The following is a 16,270-nucleotide window of genomic DNA, read 5'->3' on the forward strand; positions in this document are numbered from 1 at the left end:
TTTGATCCCGAGGTTAGCATGGTCAACCTCAATAAATCCTCAACGGCATGCGGCTAAAGCCTCTCCACCAACGCTTTCAGCTGCGCCAGGGTCTGCTGCCGGTCCTCCGCGGCGGCGAGCGGCCACGCCGACTGGCGCACGATGAGCCGGGTCGGCAGCAGCTCGCGGATCCGCATCTGCGGGGCCGCCATCAGAGCAATCAGCCGCTCCACGGCCCGTTTGCCCAGCAGATCGAAGTCCTGCGCCACCGTGGTGAGCGGCGGCTGAAAGTAGAGACTGTCAGCGGTGTCGTCATAGCCGGTCACCGACACCGCCTGGCTGCCGCTGCGATTGAGCTGGGCCAGCGCGCTGAGTACCCCGAGCGCCATCTGATCGTTGGCTACCACAATGGCGCTGATCCGCGGCTGGAGGTGCAGCAGTTCGAAGGTTTTCTGCCAGCCGCTGGCGGCGCTCCAGTCACCGAACACCGTGGTTGAACGGGCAATGTTCAGACTGTGCAGCGCCTCGCGCCAGCTGGCGAGACGCAGTCGGGCGGAAACCGAACTTTCCGGCCCCGCCAGCAGGCCGAATTCGCGATGCCCGAGCTCCCACAGATGGCGCACGCAGGCTCCGCAGCCGTCGCGATGGTCGAAGCGCACGCAGCAGACATCGGCCTCCGGGGAGACGTCAAGAAACAGGCAGGCCATATCCGGGTTCTCTTTAACCAGCCGCTCGGCGGTGGCGCTCTCCAGCGGCAGGCTGACGATCACCCCGCGAATATGCTGGGCGCGCAGTTCGTCCAGCCGGGCCTGCAGCGCGGCGAAGTCGGCCTGCGCTGGCATCGCTATCGCCACCTCCAGCTGGTGCAGGCTGGCATGGCTCTTTACCGCGGCGGCGATCTGCGAGGGGGCATGCAGGGTCAGCGAGGCGGTAATCAGCCCAATGGAGGGCGCCGCTTTGCCGGCGAGCAGCTGCGCCGAGCGGTTAGGCACGTAGTGCAGCGTCTGCATCGCGCGGATCACCTGCTCGCGGGTGCGGGCTGACACCACTTCCGGACGGTTCAGGACCCGGGAGACCGTCTGTTGGGAGACGCCCGCCGCGCGGGCGACATCCTCCAGGGTTGCGGTACGACGCGGCATAGTTTCTCATCATCAACAAAATGTCGTGCGCTAACATTTTATGTTTAACGCACGACAAAAAACAGCGTATTACCCCCGCTTTCGTGATCGTCTGTTAATTTCATTTCCGCCGTCGTTGCTGGAAAAAACAAATTACCCGATAACGTTCTTCATCCTGTTTAGCGATCGACATTTTCTGACTTACCGGGGATTACTATGCCAATAAGCGATACCAGTCGCCGCCACGCGCCTGACTTCCACGCCGTCCTCGCCCGCGAAGACTGGCAGAACCAGACCATTACCCATCTCAACCGCCTGCCGGCCCATCCCGCGTTCGCCAGCTGGCGCGATGAGCTTGCCGCCCGCGATAATCATCCTTCGCCCCATCGTCGTCAGCTGGACGGCGAGTGGCAATTTGCTTACGCCCGCAGCCCGTTTGCCGTCGATGCGCAGTGGCTGACGCAGGACCTGCCGGGCAGCCGCGGTACGCCGGTGCCCTCCAACTGGCAGATGGAGGGCTATGACGCGCCGATCTACACCAACGTCCGCTACCCCATCGACACCACCCCGCCGCGGGTGCCGGAGGATAACCCAACCGGCTGTTACTCCCTGCACGTTGCGATCGATGACGCCTGGCGCGCGGACGGGCAGACGCAGATTATTTTCGACGGCGTTAACTCGGCCTTTCATCTCTGGTGCAACGGCGCCTGGGTCGGTTACTCCCAGGACAGCCGCCTGCCGGCGGCGTTCGATCTCAGCCCCTTTCTGCGTCCGGGCGACAACCGTCTGTGCGTGATGGTCATGCGCTGGAGCGCCGGCAGCTGGCTGGAAGACCAGGATATGTGGCGGATGAGCGGTATTTTCCGCTCGGTGTGGCTACTGAATAAGCCGCACCAGCGGCTGAGCGACGTCCAGCTGACGCCGACCCTTGACGCCCTCTGCCGCGACGGCGCTCTGCAGGTCCAGGCGACCGTCGAGGCGACAGAAGCGGCGCTTGCCGGGCTCAGCGTCGGGGTTAGCTTGTGGCGCGGCGAGCAGCCTGTCGTTGCCCACCGTCAGCCGTTAGGCACCCCGACGGTGGATGAGCGCGGCCGCTACGCCGAACGGGTCGATTTCTCCCTGGCGGTGGCGGCGCCGGCGCACTGGAGCGCGGAAACCCCGGATTGCTACCGGGCGGTGGTCACCCTGTGGCGCGGCGAGGCATTGCTGGAGGCCGAGGCGTGGGATATCGGTTTTCGCCGCATCGAGATCGCCGACGGCCTGCTGCGCCTTAACGGCAAACCGCTGCTGATCCGCGGCGTTAACCGCCATGAACACCACCATTTACGCGGTCAGGTGGTCAGCGAGGCGGATATGGTGCAGGACATTCTGTTGATGAAGCAGAACAACTTTAACGCCGTCCGCTGCTCGCACTACCCCAACGCCCCGCGCTGGTATGAGCTGTGCAACCGCTACGGTCTGTACGTGGTCGATGAAGCCAATATTGAAACCCACGGCATGGTGCCGATGAATCGGCTGTCCGACGATCCGGCGTGGCTGCCAGCCTTCAGCGCCCGCGTCACCCGGATGGTACAGAGCAACCGCAACCATCCGTGCATTATCATCTGGTCGCTGGGCAACGAATCCGGCGGCGGCGGCAACCACGAAGCGCTGTACCACTGGCTGAAGCGTAACGACCCGACCCGTCCGGTGCAGTACGAGGGCGGCGGCGCGGATACCACCGCCACCGATATTATCTGTCCGATGTACGCCCGCGTCGAACGCGACCAGCCGATCCCGGCGGTACCGAAGTGGGGGATCAAAAAATGGATCAGCCTGCCCGGCGAGCAGCGGCCGCTGATCCTCTGCGAGTACGCCCACGCGATGGGCAACAGCCTCGGCAACTTCGCCGATTACTGGCAGGCCTTCCGCGAGTATCCGCGGCTGCAGGGCGGGTTTATCTGGGACTGGGCCGACCAGGCGATCCGCAAAATCTTTGACGACGGCAGCGTCGGCTGGGCCTACGGCGGCGACTTTGGCGATAAGCCGAACGATCGCCAGTTCTGTATGAACGGCCTGGTGTTCCCCGATCGCACGCCGCATCCGTCGCTGGTCGAGGCGAAGCACACCCAGCAGTATTTCCAGTTCGCCCTGCTGTCGACTTCGCCGCTGCGGGTGCGCATCGCCAGCGAATACCTGTTCCGCCAGACCGATAACGAAGCGCTGCGCTGGCAGGTGCAGGCGGCCGGTGAAACCTTGTACCACGGCAACCTGACGCTGGCGCTCCCGCCTGAGGGCAGCGACGAGATAACGCTGCTCGACAGTCTGAACCTGCCGCCAGGCGCCCGCGCCGTGTGGCTGACGCTGGAGGTGGTCCAGCCCCAGGCGACAGCCTGGTCCCCGGCGGATCATCGCGTCGCCTGGCAGCAATATCCCCTGCCGGCGCCGCTGGCGCTGCCTGCGCCCACGGTGCCAGCCGGCGCCCCGGATCTTATCGTCAGCGATGAGGCCTGGCAGATCCGCGCCGGCACGCAGTGCTGGACCGTCGATCGCCGGACCGGTTTGCTGAGTGGCTGGTCGGTTGGCGGTCAGGAGCAGCTGCTGACCCCCCTGCGGGATCAGTTTATCCGTGCGCCGCTCGACAACGACATCGGGGTCAGCGAAGTGGAGCGCATCGACCCCAACGCCTGGGTGGAGCGCTGGAAAAGCGCCGGCCTGTTCGACCTTGAGGCGCGCTGCGTGCAGTGCGACGCCCAGCGTCTGGCGAATGAGACCCTTGTCGACAGCCGCTGGCACTACCTGCGCGGCGACGAGGTGGTGATTGTCAGCCACTGGCGCCTGCGCTTTACCGCGGACGGAACGGTACGGCTGGCGGTGGACGGCGAGCGCGCGGAAACGCTGCCGCCGCTGCCGCGGGTCGGGCTGCACTTCCAGGTGGCGGTTCAGCAGGCGCCGGTGAGCTGGCTGGGGCTGGGGCCGCATGAGAACTACCCCGACCGGCGGAGCAGCGCCTGCTTCGCCCGCTGGGAGCAGCCGCTGGCGGCGATGACCACCCCCTACATCTTCCCGACGGAAAACGGCCTGCGCTGTGATACTCAGGCGCTGGACTGGGGACGCTGGCACGTCAGCGGTCATTTCCACTTCTCCGTTCAGCCGTGGAGCACCCGTCAGCTGATGGAGACCGACCACTGGCACAAGATGCAGGCCGAAGACGGCGTGTGGATCACCCTTGACGGCCTGCATATGGGGGTGGGAGGCGATGACTCCTGGACCCCAAGCGTGCTGCCGCAGTGGCTCCTGACCCAAACGCGCTGGCAGTACGAGGTCTCATTGCGTTGCCTTTAATCCGTGGGGGCGGCAGCCCCCACCCTACAAACAGAATAACAAGGGATCATGGTGATGAAATTCTCTGAACTGGCGCCGCGAGAACGGCATAATTTTGTCTATTTCCTGCTGTTCTTTTTCTTTTACTATTTCATTATGTCGGCCTATTTTCCGTTTTTCCCGGTGTGGCTGGCGGACGTTAACCATTTAACCAAAACGGAAACCGGGATCGTCTTCTCCTCCATCTCGTTGTTCGCGATTATTTTTCAGCCGGTATTTGGTTTAATGTCGGATAAGCTCGGACTACGCAAACATCTGCTGTGGACTATTACGGTGCTGTTAATTCTGTTCGCGCCGTTCTTTATTTTCGTTTTCTCCCCGCTGCTGCAGATGAATATTATCGCCGGTTCGCTGGTGGGCGGGATCTACCTGGGGATTGTTTTCTCCAGCGGCTCCGGGGCGGTGGAAGCCTATATCGAGCGCGTCAGCCGGGCAAACCGCTTTGAATATGGCAAAGTGCGGGTCGCTGGCTGTGTCGGCTGGGCGCTGTGCGCCTCGATAACCGGCGTGCTGTTCGGCATCGACCCCAATATTACCTTCTGGATCGCCTCCGGCTTTGCGCTGGTGCTGGGTCTTCTGCTCTGGCTGTCGCGCCCGGAAAGCAGCAACAGCGCCCAGGTTATCGAGGCGCTCGGGGCCAATCGCCAGGCCTTTTCGCTGCGTACGGCGGCAGAGCTGCTGCGTATGCCGCGCTTCTGGGGCTTTATCGTCTATGTGGTGGGGGTCGCCAGCGTCTACGACGTGTTTGACCAGCAATTTGCTAACTTTTTCAAAAGCTTCTTCGCCAGTCCGCAGCGCGGTACCGAAGTGTTTGGCTTCGTCACCACCGGTGGCGAGCTGCTCAATGCCGTGATCATGTTCTGCGCCCCGTCCATCGTTAACCGTATCGGGGCCAAAAACGCCCTGCTGACCGCGGGGATGATCATGTCGGTGCGTATTCTCGGGTCGTCTTTTGCCTCATCGGCGGTGGAAGTGGTGATCCTCAAGATGCTGCATATGTTTGAGATCCCCTTCCTGCTGGTCGGGACCTTTAAATATATCTCCTCCGCCTTTAACCCGCGGCTCTCAGCCACCCTGTTTCTGATCGGCTTTAACCTGTCGAAACAGTTGTCCGGGGTGGTACTTTCCGCCTGGGTGGGCCGGATGTACGACACCGTCGGCTTCCATCAGGCCTATCTGATCCTCGGCTGCATCACCCTGAGCTTTACCCTGCTCTCGTTCATCACCTTGCGCGGCGGCAAAAGCCTGCTGCCGACAGCGGAGACGCAGACCCCCGCCTGACCGGGCGCGCCCGTCAGGGATGACGGGGTTCACTCCACAATGCACGTCTCTCCGCCGCTATTCTCCAGCGCATAGCGCTGGCAGGCAGCCCCGGCGGCGATAAGATCCGCCAGCTCTGCCGAGTGGCTGGTCAGCCAGATCTGGCTGTAGCGGGAGGCCTCGACGATCAGCCTGGCCAGCGCCGGGAGCATGTCGCGATGCAGGCTGTTCTCCGGTTCATTGATCGCCAGAAAGGCCGGCGGGCGCGGGCTGAGCAGCGCGACGGCGAGGCAGAGAAAACGCAGCGTGCCGTCGGACATCTCCGCCGCCAGCAGCGGGCGGCGGATCCCCTCCCGGCGCATTTTCAGCGCGAAACGCGAGTGCTCGTTTTCACAGTAAAACTGGCAGCCGGGAAAGGCGTCGGCGAGGATCTCGTGCAAAATCTCCTCCGCGCCGATCTCGACAATGGTCTGAAAGGCGGCCGCCAGATTATGGCCGTCGCTGTCGAGCACCGGCGAACGGTAGCCGACGGCCGGCTGGCGCAGCGGTGAGTGGCGGCCGATAGCGAATTCATGGTAAAACCGCCAGCGGCGCAGGGTCTCGCGCACCCGCGAGACCTCAGGAAAGCGGTGTGGCTCGCCAAGCTGACCGAACACCGACTCGTTTTCATAAATACTCTCGGTGAAGGTGCTTTTCTCCCCGGCGACATCGACGAGGAACGCCGCCTGATTCTTACGCTGCAGTACGCGAGAGGAAGGCCGACGGGAATAGCCCGCCAGCCAGATGTTCTCTTCTTTAACGATGGGATCGAGCATGAACTGCGTCGGATAGGGCAATTTTTCCGGGAAACCAACCTGCAGTTCATAATCAAAGCTCTCCGTCCGACAGGCGATTTGCAGCCGGCGGGGATGGCGATCGAGGGGGGAACGATCTCCGGACCACATCATATTTTCAAGGCCCCCCTCTTCGCTGATAAATCCCGACAGCCTGCCGTCGGCAGCCGCGGTCAACAGATGGATAGCGTTGTAAATATTGGATTTGCCGCAGCCGTTAGGGCCGAAGACAATGTTCAGCGGCCCCAGCTCCAGCGCGATATCCCTGACTGAGCGAAAGTTTTGAATACGGATGTACTGAATCATGATGCGTCCTGGCCCGGAGAGAGAAGGCTGCCACAGTAGCAAAGCCGCGGCAGGGATACTATCGCCCCCTCTCTTCGACCGGGTTTAACAGAACATTTTTTTCATTCCGCGGGTCAGCGCCACCCGCGTCAGCTTGTCGCTATCCTGATGGGCGTCACTGAAAACGCCAAAGAAATAGCGTTCATCGTCAATGGTTTGACTCACGATACGATAGCTGAGCGGCTGGCCGGACGGCGCACCGTATTGCGCAGGGGTCACTGAGACCTCGGTCGCATCGTCGGCGACGCTGACCAGCAGTCCATCCGCCTTACCGCCCACCAGCATGACCTTAATTATCGGGTGCACCAGTTCCTCCCGGGATGGCATAGATCATTGGCAAACCGCGCAGCGCGGCGGGCGTATCGTCAGCAAACAGCGGCGCCAGCCAGAGTGCGGTCTTAAGTACTTTCTTATAGTTCATTGCGGCCTTGAGTCAAAAAATAGCGTGCTTAGGCTGAGCTAAATATTGATTATTCGAAATAAAAGATGACAAATGATGAAGGAAAAAAGAGGAATTGTGAATCAGCAAAACGCCAGGTTATTCTATTTTATCACTCCTCTCCTCGCCTTTAATGGCCCTGATTCAAGGAAGTATTGCGGTTATGCGTTATGTTCGCCTGTGCCTTATCTCCCTGATTGCCGCCCTGCCACTGGCGGTATTCGCCAGCCCTCCGCCGCTTGAGCAAATTACACGCAGCGAAAGTCAGCTGGCGGGCCGCGTGGGCTATGTTGAAATGGATCTGGCGAGCGGCCGCACGCTGGCCGCCTGGCGCGCCAGTGAGCGCTTTCCGCTGATGAGCACCTTTAAAGTGCTGCTCTGCGGCGCGGTGCTGGCCCGGGTGGATGCCGGAGACGAACAGCTGGATCGGCGGATCCGCTACCGCCAGCAGGATCTGGTGGACTACTCCCCGGTCAGCGAAAAACACCTTGCCGACGGGATGACCGTTGGCGAACTCTGCGCCGCCGCCATCACCATGAGCGACAACAGCGCCGGCAATCTGCTGTTGAAGAGCGTTGGCGGCCCCGCGGGATTGACCGCTTTTCTGCGCCAGATCGGTGACAACGTCACCCGCCTTGACCGCTGGGAAACGGAGCTCAATGAAGCGCTTCCCGGCGACGTGCGCGACACCACCACCCCAGCCAGCATGGCCGCCACCCTGCGCAAGCTGCTAACCAGCCACGCGCTGAGCGACCGTTCGCAGCAGCAGCTGCTGCAGTGGATGGTGGACGACCAGGTGGCCGGTCCGCTGATCCGCGCCGTGCTGCCGGCGGGCTGGTTTATCGCCGATAAAACCGGGGCCGGCGAGCGGGGCTCACGCGGCATTGTCGCCCTGCTCGGCCCGAACGGCAAAGCGGAGCGCATCGTGGTGATCTATCTGCGGGATACGCCGGCGACCATGGCCGAGCGTAACCAGCAGATCGCCAAAATAGGCGCGGCGCTGATCGAGCACTGGCAGCGCTAGCCCGGCGAAGGCCGCGCGCCTTACCCGGCGCGCAGCACCTCGCAAGCGTGCCGGGCGATATGTGTGGCGGCAGCATCGGAGAGATGCCGGTCGGTAATGATGGTGGTAAAGCGGGTCAAGGGTAACGCCATAAACGTTGCCACCTGATTGTATTTCGAACTGTCGCACAGCAGGATGCTTCTGGCGCTGACCTGGCTGACGGTCTCCTTGACGGTGACCTTGTTCTCATCAGGGGTGAAAATCCCGCGGCTGTCCCAGCCGCTGGCGGAGATAAAGGCCGTATCGATAGCCAGGTGGCGCAAGGTCCGCGCCGCCGACTCGCCGACGCAGGAGCGGTTCTCCCGGCACAGGGTGCCGCCGGTGTGGATCACGCCGCACTGGCTGGCATCGATCAGCAGTTGGGTTATCTCAAAATCGTTGGTGACCACCTGCAGGTCGTCCCGGTCGAGGATCGCCCGCGCCAGCGCCAGAGTGGTGGTGCCGGCATCGAGATAGATGCAGCTGTTTTTGGCGATGTGACTGGCCGCCAGCGCGCCGATGGCCTGTTTCTCTTCACTCTGTAGAGTGCTTTTCACCAGATGACTGGGCTCTGCGGCCAGCCGGCTGACGGCGCGCACGCCGCCCGAGACGCTGACCAGCAGCCCCTGTTCTTCCAGCTTACTGACGTCGCGACGGATAGTCATATGGGACACGCCGAGGATCTCCGTCAGCTCATTAATGCTCACCGCCCCGCGCTGCTCCACCAGGGCTAAAATACGCTGATGACGTTCTATTGGAATCACCGCTCTCCCCTTACCATTTTTTCACACCAGAGCTTACCACTCACGCCGGGAACCTGAAGATCCCCTGTGCTGTTATCGCTGCTTGACCGCTGTTTTTACGCTATTTTAGGGCAAGAATCGCCGTCGCGCAGCCACTTTCCGTCTGTGAATTTTTTATATTCATGTGGGCTATTCGTGATAGCTCTCACATAATTTCACATAACAACGCTTTATTCTATCATTAAATCACATTAATTAACGAATATTCACAAGGAGACCGTCATGACTGCACACACTAACGTCTGCGTGATTGGACTGGGTTCGATGGGCATGGGCGCCGCCCGCGCCTGCCTGCAGGCGGGCCTGAACACCTGGGGGGTGGACATCAATCCCGACAACTGCCGCGCGCTGCTGGAGGCGGGCGCCAAAGGCGCAGGCCCCAGCGCGGTGCCTTTCGCCGCTGAGCTGGATGCGGTCGTGCTGCTGGTGGTCAATGCCGCCCAGGTTCGGGGGATCCTGTTCGGCGAGAGCGGCCTCGCCGCCCATCTGAAGCCGGGTACCGCGGTGATGGTGTCGTCAACCATCGCCTCCGCCGATGCCCAGGCGATTGCCGCGGCGCTGGCGGAATACCAGCTATTGATGCTTGACGCGCCGGTATCGGGCGGCGCGGTGAAAGCGGCCGCCGGCGACATGACGGTGATGGCCTCCGGGAGCGATGCCGTCTTCGCCCGCCTCGCGCCAGTGCTGGACGCGGTGGCCGGCAAAGTCTATCGCATCGGGAGCGACATTGGCCTCGGTTCGACGGTAAAAATCATCCATCAGCTGCTGGCCGGGGTGCATATCGCCGTCGCCGCCGAAGCGATGGCCCTCGCCGCCCGCGCCGGCATCCCGCTGGAGACGATGTACGACGTGGTGACCCACGCGGCGGGTAATTCGTGGATGTTTGAGAATCGTATGCAGCACGTCCTGGATGGCGATTACTCGCCAAAATCCGCCGTCGATATTTTTGTCAAAGATCTCGGCCTGGTGAATGACACCGCCCGGGCGCTGACCTTCCCGCTGCCGCTCGCCACCACCGCGCTGAATATGTTCACCTCCGCCAGCAACGCCGGATTCGGCCGGGAAGATGACAGCGCGGTGATCAAGATCTTCAACGGCATTACGCTGCCGGGCCATAAACAGTGAGGAGAGACAAGATGCAGCTTGGTGTCATTGCCGATGACTTTACCGGCGCCACGGATATTGCCAGCTTCCTCGTACGCAATGGCATGCCGACGGTGCAGCTAAACGGCGTACCGCCCCACGAACTGCCGCTGACCAGCGAAGCGGTGGTGATCAGCCTGAAAACGCGCTCCTGCCCGGTGGAAACCGCCGTCAGCCAGTCGCTGGCGGCCCTGCGCTGGCTGCAGGCCCGGGGCTGTCAGCAATTTTATTTTAAGTATTGTTCCACTTTCGACAGCACCGCGCAGGGCAACATTGGCCCGGTACTGGATGCTCTACTGGCAGAGCTGGGCGAGACCCGGACGGTGATTTCCCCGGCGCTGCCGGTAAACGGCCGCACGGTCTATCAGGGGTATCTGTTTGTCGGCCAGCAGTTACTCAATGAGTCCGGGATGCGCCACCATCCGGTGACGCCGATGGAGGATGCCCACCTCGGCCGCTTAATCGAGCGCCAGGGTGGCGGAAAAGCGGTGCTGATCGCCTGGCCGATTATCGATCAGGGGCCGGAGGCGGTCGCTGCATCGCTGGACGCAATCAGCGACCCGGCGGTGCGCTATGTGGTGCTCGACGCCCTCAGTGAACAGCATTTGCTGACCCAGGGGGCGGCGCTGCGGGAGATGAAGCTGGTCTCCGGCGGCTCTGGTCTCGCCATCGGCCTCGCCCGCGACTGGGCGCAGCGCCACGGAACCCAGGGTGAAGGATCCCAGGCGGGCATGCCGCTGCCCGGCCCGGCGGTAGTGCTCTCGGGCTCCTGTTCGCTGATGACCAACAGCCAGGTGGCGGCCTATCGTGAACAGGCTCCCGCCCGCGCCGTCGACTTAAGCGCCTGCTTTACCGATCTGGAGGGCTATGCCGGGACGCTGGCGGCCTGGGTGGACGCAAACCGCGATTCGCCGCTGGCGCCGATGGTCTATGCCACGACTGAGCCGCAAACGCTGCAGCGGATCCAGGCGCAGTATGGCGACAAGGCCAGCAGCGAACGGGTGGAACAGCTGTTCGCCGCCCTCGCCGCCGCGCTGAAGGAGAAAGGATTCACCCGGTTTATTGTGGCCGGAGGGGAAACGTCGAGCATCGTGGCGCAGACGCTGGGGGTCGAGGCGTTCCATATCGGGCCGACGATCTCCCCTGGGGTTCCCTGGGTGCGTGACACCCGCCAGCCGCTCTCCCTGGCGCTGAAGTCAGGTAATTTCGGCGATATCCAGTTCTTTGCCCGTGCCCAGCAGGAGTTTTGTCATGACTGAGCAACAGCTGCGAGATGAGATGGTGCAGATTGGCGCCTCGTTGTTTAACCGCGGTTATGCCACCGGCTCCGCCGGCAATCTGTCGCTCCTGCTGCCGGACGGCAACCTGCTGGCGACGCCGACCGGCTCCTGCTTGGGCGAGCTGCAGGCCCAGCGGTTGTCGGTGGTCACCCTGCAAGGCGAATGGGTCGCCGGCGACAAACCGTCGAAAGAGATCGCTTTTCACCGGGCGGTCTATTTGCATAACCCGGCCTGCAAGGCGATCGTCCACTTGCATAGCCACTATCTGACCGCGCTCTCCTGCCTGCAGGGGCTCGATCCGCAGAATTGTATTCGCCCCTTTACTCCCTACGTGGTGATGCGGGTCGGCGACGTCCCGGTGGTTCCCTACTACCGACCGGGCGACGACCGCATTGCCGAGGCGCTGGCCGGCCTGGCGCCGCGCCATAACGCCTTTTTACTGGCCAACCATGGTCCGGTGGTCACCGGCTCATCGCTGCGCGAAGCCACCAATAATACCGAAGAGCTGGAAGAGACCGCGCGGCTGATGTTTACCCTCGGCAATCGCGAGATCCGTTACCTGACCGCTGACGAAGTGGATGAACTGAGATAAAACCATGCCAAAATTCGCTGCAAATTTATCCATGCTGTTTACCGAACTGCCGTTCCTGGACCGCTTTGCCGCCGCCGCCCGCGCCGGTTTCGAAGCCGTGGAGTTTCTGTTCCCCTATGAGTATGCCGCCGGGGAAATTAAACAGCGCCTGCAGGAAAACCAGCTGCAGCTGGTGCTGTTCAATACCCCGCCCGGCGACGTTAACGCCGGGGAATGGGGCCTCGCCGCCCTACCGGGCAGGAGCGCCGAGGCCCGGCGTGATATCGAGCTGGCGCTGGAGTACGCCTGCCAGCTCGATTGTCCGCAGGTGCATATTATGGCCGGCGTGGTGCAGCCGGGGATGGATCGCGCGGCCTGCGAGGCGGAGCTTTTCGATAACCTGCGCTACGCCGCCGAGCGCTTTGCCCGCCACGGCAAGCGGGCGCTTATTGAAGCCCTGAATCCGCAGACCAAACCGGGCTATTTCTATCACAGTCAATATCAGACGCTGGAGATAGCGCAGCGGGTCGACCGGCCAAACATCGCCGTGCAGTTAGATCTGTTTCATGCGCAGAAAGTGGACGGCAATTTAAGCCATCTTATTACCGAGTATGCCGGTCAGTACCGCCATATTCAGATAGCCTCCCTGCCCGACCGCCATGAACCGGACGAGGGCGAGATTAATTATTCATGGATCTATGCGTTGCTGGATAACGTCGGCTATGACGGTTGGATCGGCTGCGAATATATCCCCAGGGCGGATACCCTTTCCGGACTGGAATGGTTCTCGCCCTACCGGAAAAAATAAAGCGCGGTTCTAAAAATATAACTCTCTGTACACCTGTTAATACCCGAGGCAAAACTATGTCGACATCGGCGCTGTTACTTATTGCGTTAGCCAGCGTAGTGCTGTTGCTCCTGCTGGTGATCAAAGCGAAAGCGCATCCTTTTGTGGCGCTCCTGATCGTCAGCCTGCTGGTGGCGTTCGCCACCGGCATTCCGGCGGATAAAATCATTACCACCATTGAAAAAGGCATGGGCGGCCTGCTCGGCCACATCGCCAGCATAATTATTTTGGGATCAATGCTGGGGGTGCTTATTGAAATATCCGGCGGCGCCGAATCGCTGGCGAAAACGCTGACCAGCGTGCTGGGTTCTAAACGGACTATTGCCGCCTTAACCATCGTGGCTTTTATTCTCGGCACGCCAGTCTTCTTTGAAGTCGGCTTTATTATCATCATTCCGTTAATTTACGGCTTCAGTAAAGTCGCCCATCTGTCGCCGCTGAAATTTGGCCTACCGATGGCCGGAGTGATGTTAACCGTCCATGTGGCATTGCCAACCCACCCTGGCGCAGCGGCGGCGGCAGGTATTCTGCATAGCGATGTCGGCTGGTTGATGCTGGCGGGAATTGGAGTGTCGATCGTCGTGGGTATCGTGGGCTATTTTGTCGCCCGGTCTATCAATCAGCGCCATTATCATCTGTCGATTAACGTGCTGGAACAGCAGCAAACGGCCGAGGTGCCCGACCTCTCCGTCAACGCCCAGCAGACCCGACTGGCGCCGCCGAATGCGCTGGTTATCGGCGGGCTGATCGTGGTGCCCATCGTGCTGATTGTTTCCGGAACGCTGTGTCAGGCCCTGCTGCTGCCGGATAACGCGATTCGCCAGCTGATGACCGTCATTGGCACCCCGCCCGTCGCCCTGCTGATCTCCCTGGGGCTGGCCAGCTGGACGCTGGGCATCCGGCGGGGGATGAACCTGAAAAAGTTGGGAGAAGTCACCGGCAGCGCGATCCCCTCCTCGGCGGACGTGATCCTCGTCGCCGGCGCCGGCGGCGCCTTTGGCGGGGTGCTGGTCGCCTCCGGCATCGGCAATGCCTTAGCCGAGGCGCTGGAGACGATTCATCTGCCGCTGATGCCCGCCGCTTTCCTGCTGTCGCTGGTGCTTCGGGCCTCGCAGGGCTCGGCCACCGTGGCGATCCTTACCACCTCCGGCCTGTTGTCACAGGCGGTCGTCGGGCTGGAGCCGCTGCAGCTGGTGCTGGTGACGCTGGCGACCTGTTTCGGCTCGCTCGGGTTATCGCACGTTAACGACGCCGGGTTCTGGGTGGTCACGCGCTATCTCGGGCTCTCGGTGCCGGACGGACTCAAAACCTGGACCGTACTGACCACCATCATGGGGGTGACGGGCTTCCTGATCACCTGGCTGTTGTGGTTTGTACTGTAATATTTACCTGGGTGGCTCCGGCCACCTTATCGTGTCCCCTTCGCGGGGACTAACTCATTATCGCTGCCCGGCAGCTGGCCTCCCGCTGACAGCGTCACCGGTATAAAATAGCGTACGTGATAGCGCTTCTCCTCTGCCTCTCCTCCTTCCGCATGACGGGTCATGAAGCATTCAATGTCATGCCCATCCCGACGGCTTACCCCCAGCGTTGGCAACTGTTCCAGATAGAGATCGCTGGACAAACGGGCATAGCGTGACCAGCTGCCGTAGAATTCAACCCCCACATACAGCCCCGACCGGGTGGTCAACGCGGACGACGGCTTTCGCGCCTCGTGACAACCGACAAAGGCGTTAACCTCGACGTTAAGCTCATTTTGACTCGCTGCCGCGTAATCGGAGAGTATGGAAAGCGAACCGCCTCCAGCGGCGAAAAAACGGTCAACCTTTTGTCTGATAGCCGTCTTGGCGGTACTTTGCAACACCATATCCGACAGGCGCAGTTCATACTTCATCGGGTAGCCATAATAGACCCGCTCCGGCAGGGAACAGATCCGAGCCAAAGGCAGGCTCTCATCATCCGTGGGGAATTTTTTTAACAGTTTTGCCGTGTCCCAGTGCGCCGCGCAGCGGTACTCCCGTGGCGAAAGCGAGAAACGTTTCTTAAACTCCCGGGAGAAGGTCTGCGGCGAATCGTAACTTAACTGCCAGGCTATGGCGGCGATCGGTTGCCGCGTTAAACGCAGACTGACCGCTGCGATGGTCAGCCGCCGCAGGCGAATATACTGCCCGATGGGTAACCGGCCATATTGATAAAACACCTCGTACACAAACCGACGCGAATAGCCCATATACTGCGCCAGGTCATCGATCGCCGGGTTACAGTAGATATTATCCTCCAGCCACGCCAGCATTTTTAAATAGAGCATTTGCTTCATAAGCACCGCATACTTCCTGTAATCTTGTCCTCCGCTAATTTTAGCAACAGATACTGGCTACCACTAAGCTTTTTATGCATCGCAAAAATAAAAAATTATTAAAGTGCTTAAAACGCCATCTAATATAGGCTTATCATTTTGTTTATTAGGAACTTTCGCATACCAACACACCGTTATCTCACTTTTCCTGGCAGATATTGCATTAACGAAAAACATCCCTTAGATTACCCCAGCTAAAAAAGACCTGCGCATCACCATTATATTCTTTAATTTATTCTGACACCTTTTTCATACCCCACTGGGAAGTTATATGACGAATTTTTTGATCAATATAAAAAATCACTATTTGCGAGTCGCTATTGCGGAGCTGGTGGATGAAGCGATGAAGACCTACGGGGGATCAGCATATCAGTTTTCTGAACAATGGGACCTGGAGTCGATAGCGCAATCTCAGGTGTTCTTCACGGAAATGGTGGCGGGAGAATGGTACCTGTGTCATGACCTGTTTCAGCATGCCCCAGAGCAATACACGCTTTTTATTTTCCAGGACAATGAACAAGCTACCGTCGAAGAGGGCTTACCCAACTGTCTGCGGCAGGCGGTGTTTATACCTCCCCATGCTCCCGTTCAGCGTCTTAAAGATGAGATACTCAGCGCGATTCAGCGCCCCTTATCTCCTCAGCATGACCCGGCCTTCAATCGGCTGCGGCGTTGTATCAATTGCGCCTGCAAGTCGGTCAGCGATGCGCAAACCAAAGTCATTTACGCGTTCAGTATTGGTCTGAGTCCGCATGAAGTTGCCGCGGCGCTAAAAATTAGCCACAAAACCATTCACTCGCATAAAAAGAATATTATGAACAAGTTCAATTTGCACAGCCGCCAGCAATTTAACAACCTCGTAAAACTACTCGCCAGACGTTAATACAATCG

General features: G+C 60.4%; 15 protein-coding genes. 9 read left to right on the plus strand and 6 right to left on the minus strand.

Annotated elements, in window-relative coordinates:
• Positions 1-53 precede the first annotated feature (53 nt).
• Complete coding sequence (locus LGM20_RS13280; protein WP_044522878.1) at positions 54-1,118, minus strand: LacI family DNA-binding transcriptional regulator; 1,065 nt, start codon at positions 1,116-1,118, stop codon at positions 54-56.
• Between the two features lie 195 nt (positions 1,119-1,313).
• Between LGM20_RS13280 and LGM20_RS13285 the strand changes: the two genes are divergently transcribed.
• Positions 1,314-4,421: a beta-galactosidase gene (locus LGM20_RS13285; protein ID WP_044522876.1), complete on the plus strand. Its 3,108-nt coding sequence runs from the start codon at positions 1,314-1,316 to the stop codon at positions 4,419-4,421.
• Between the two features lie 54 nt (positions 4,422-4,475).
• On the plus strand, positions 4,476-5,741 hold the full coding sequence (locus LGM20_RS13290) for an MFS transporter (RefSeq protein WP_044522874.1): 1,266 nt from the start codon (positions 4,476-4,478) through the stop codon (positions 5,739-5,741).
• Positions 5,742-5,770: 29 nt separating this feature from the next.
• On the opposite strand, the gene LGM20_RS13295 is transcribed toward LGM20_RS13290, so the two are convergent.
• From LGM20_RS13295 to LGM20_RS26475, 3 genes are all read right to left on the minus strand, one after another.
• Positions 5,771-6,859: an AAA family ATPase gene (locus tag LGM20_RS13295; protein WP_044522872.1), complete on the minus strand. Its 1,089-nt coding sequence runs from the start codon at positions 6,857-6,859 to the stop codon at positions 5,771-5,773.
• Positions 6,860-6,943: 84 nt separating this feature from the next.
• Positions 6,944-7,204 carry a hypothetical protein gene (locus tag LGM20_RS13300; protein WP_004205993.1) on the minus strand — a complete coding sequence of 87 codons (261 nt, stop codon included), beginning with the start codon at positions 7,202-7,204 and terminating at the stop codon, positions 6,944-6,946.
• Positions 7,188-7,319, minus strand: coding sequence for a hypothetical protein (locus LGM20_RS26475; RefSeq protein WP_023289606.1), 132 nt, complete (start codon positions 7,317-7,319; stop codon positions 7,188-7,190). The genes LGM20_RS13300 and LGM20_RS26475 overlap by 17 nt, the downstream gene beginning before the upstream one ends.
• Positions 7,320-7,500: 181 nt before the next feature.
• On the opposite strand from LGM20_RS26475, the gene LGM20_RS13305 reads away from it, so the two are divergent.
• On the plus strand, positions 7,501-8,361 hold the full coding sequence (locus LGM20_RS13305; protein WP_044522859.1) for a broad-spectrum class A beta-lactamase OKP-A-3: 861 nt from the start codon (positions 7,501-7,503) through the stop codon (positions 8,359-8,361).
• A 20-nt stretch (positions 8,362-8,381) separates the two neighbouring features.
• Here LGM20_RS13305 and LGM20_RS13310 read toward each other — a convergent pair whose 3' ends face one another.
• Positions 8,382-9,143, minus strand: a complete 762-nt coding sequence (locus LGM20_RS13310; RefSeq protein WP_023289604.1) for a DeoR/GlpR family DNA-binding transcription regulator — start codon at positions 9,141-9,143, stop codon at positions 8,382-8,384.
• Between the two features lie 261 nt (positions 9,144-9,404).
• Between LGM20_RS13310 and ltnD the strand changes: the two genes are divergently transcribed.
• The 5 genes from ltnD to LGM20_RS13335 are packed head-to-tail and all read left to right on the plus strand — an operon-like array spanning position 9,405 to position 14,405.
• Complete coding sequence (gene ltnD, locus LGM20_RS13315) at positions 9,405-10,307, plus strand: L-threonate dehydrogenase (protein WP_023289603.1); 903 nt, start codon at positions 9,405-9,407, stop codon at positions 10,305-10,307.
• Positions 10,308-10,318: 11 nt separating this feature from the next.
• Positions 10,319-11,584 carry a 3-oxo-tetronate kinase gene (gene otnK, locus LGM20_RS13320; RefSeq protein WP_044522854.1) on the plus strand — a complete coding sequence of 422 codons (1,266 nt, stop codon included), beginning with the start codon at positions 10,319-10,321 and terminating at the stop codon, positions 11,582-11,584.
• A complete protein-coding gene (otnC, locus tag LGM20_RS13325) occupies positions 11,577-12,197 on the plus strand; it encodes a 3-oxo-tetronate 4-phosphate decarboxylase (protein ID WP_044522852.1) in 621 nt (206 codons plus the stop codon). Before otnK ends, otnC begins: the two co-directional genes overlap by 8 nt.
• 4 nt (positions 12,198-12,201) lie before the next feature.
• Positions 12,202-12,984, plus strand: a complete 783-nt coding sequence (locus LGM20_RS13330; RefSeq protein ID WP_032452753.1) for an HPr family phosphocarrier protein — start codon at positions 12,202-12,204, stop codon at positions 12,982-12,984.
• Positions 12,985-13,040: 56 nt separating this feature from the next.
• Complete coding sequence (locus LGM20_RS13335) at positions 13,041-14,405, plus strand: GntP family transporter (RefSeq protein ID WP_044522851.1); 1,365 nt, start codon at positions 13,041-13,043, stop codon at positions 14,403-14,405.
• Positions 14,406-14,431: 26 nt separating this feature from the next.
• Here the strand turns inward: LGM20_RS13335 and LGM20_RS13340 are convergent, their stop codons facing one another.
• The gene (locus LGM20_RS13340; RefSeq protein ID WP_044522848.1) at positions 14,432-15,340 is read right to left on the minus strand and encodes a helix-turn-helix domain-containing protein; all 909 of its coding nucleotides are present in this window, start codon (positions 15,338-15,340) and stop codon (positions 14,432-14,434) included.
• 310 nt (positions 15,341-15,650) lie between these two features.
• Here LGM20_RS13340 and kbvR point away from each other — a divergent pair, with 310 nt between their 5' ends.
• Entirely contained in the window at positions 15,651-16,262 is a 612-nt protein-coding gene (gene kbvR / locus LGM20_RS13345) for a LuxR family transcriptional regulator KbvR (protein ID WP_044522846.1), read from the plus strand.
• The last annotated feature ends 8 nt before the right edge of the window (positions 16,263-16,270 follow it).

It is taken from the genome of Klebsiella quasipneumoniae subsp. quasipneumoniae (assembly GCF_020525925.1).
GTDB lineage: Bacteria > Pseudomonadota > Gammaproteobacteria > Enterobacterales > Enterobacteriaceae > Klebsiella > Klebsiella quasipneumoniae.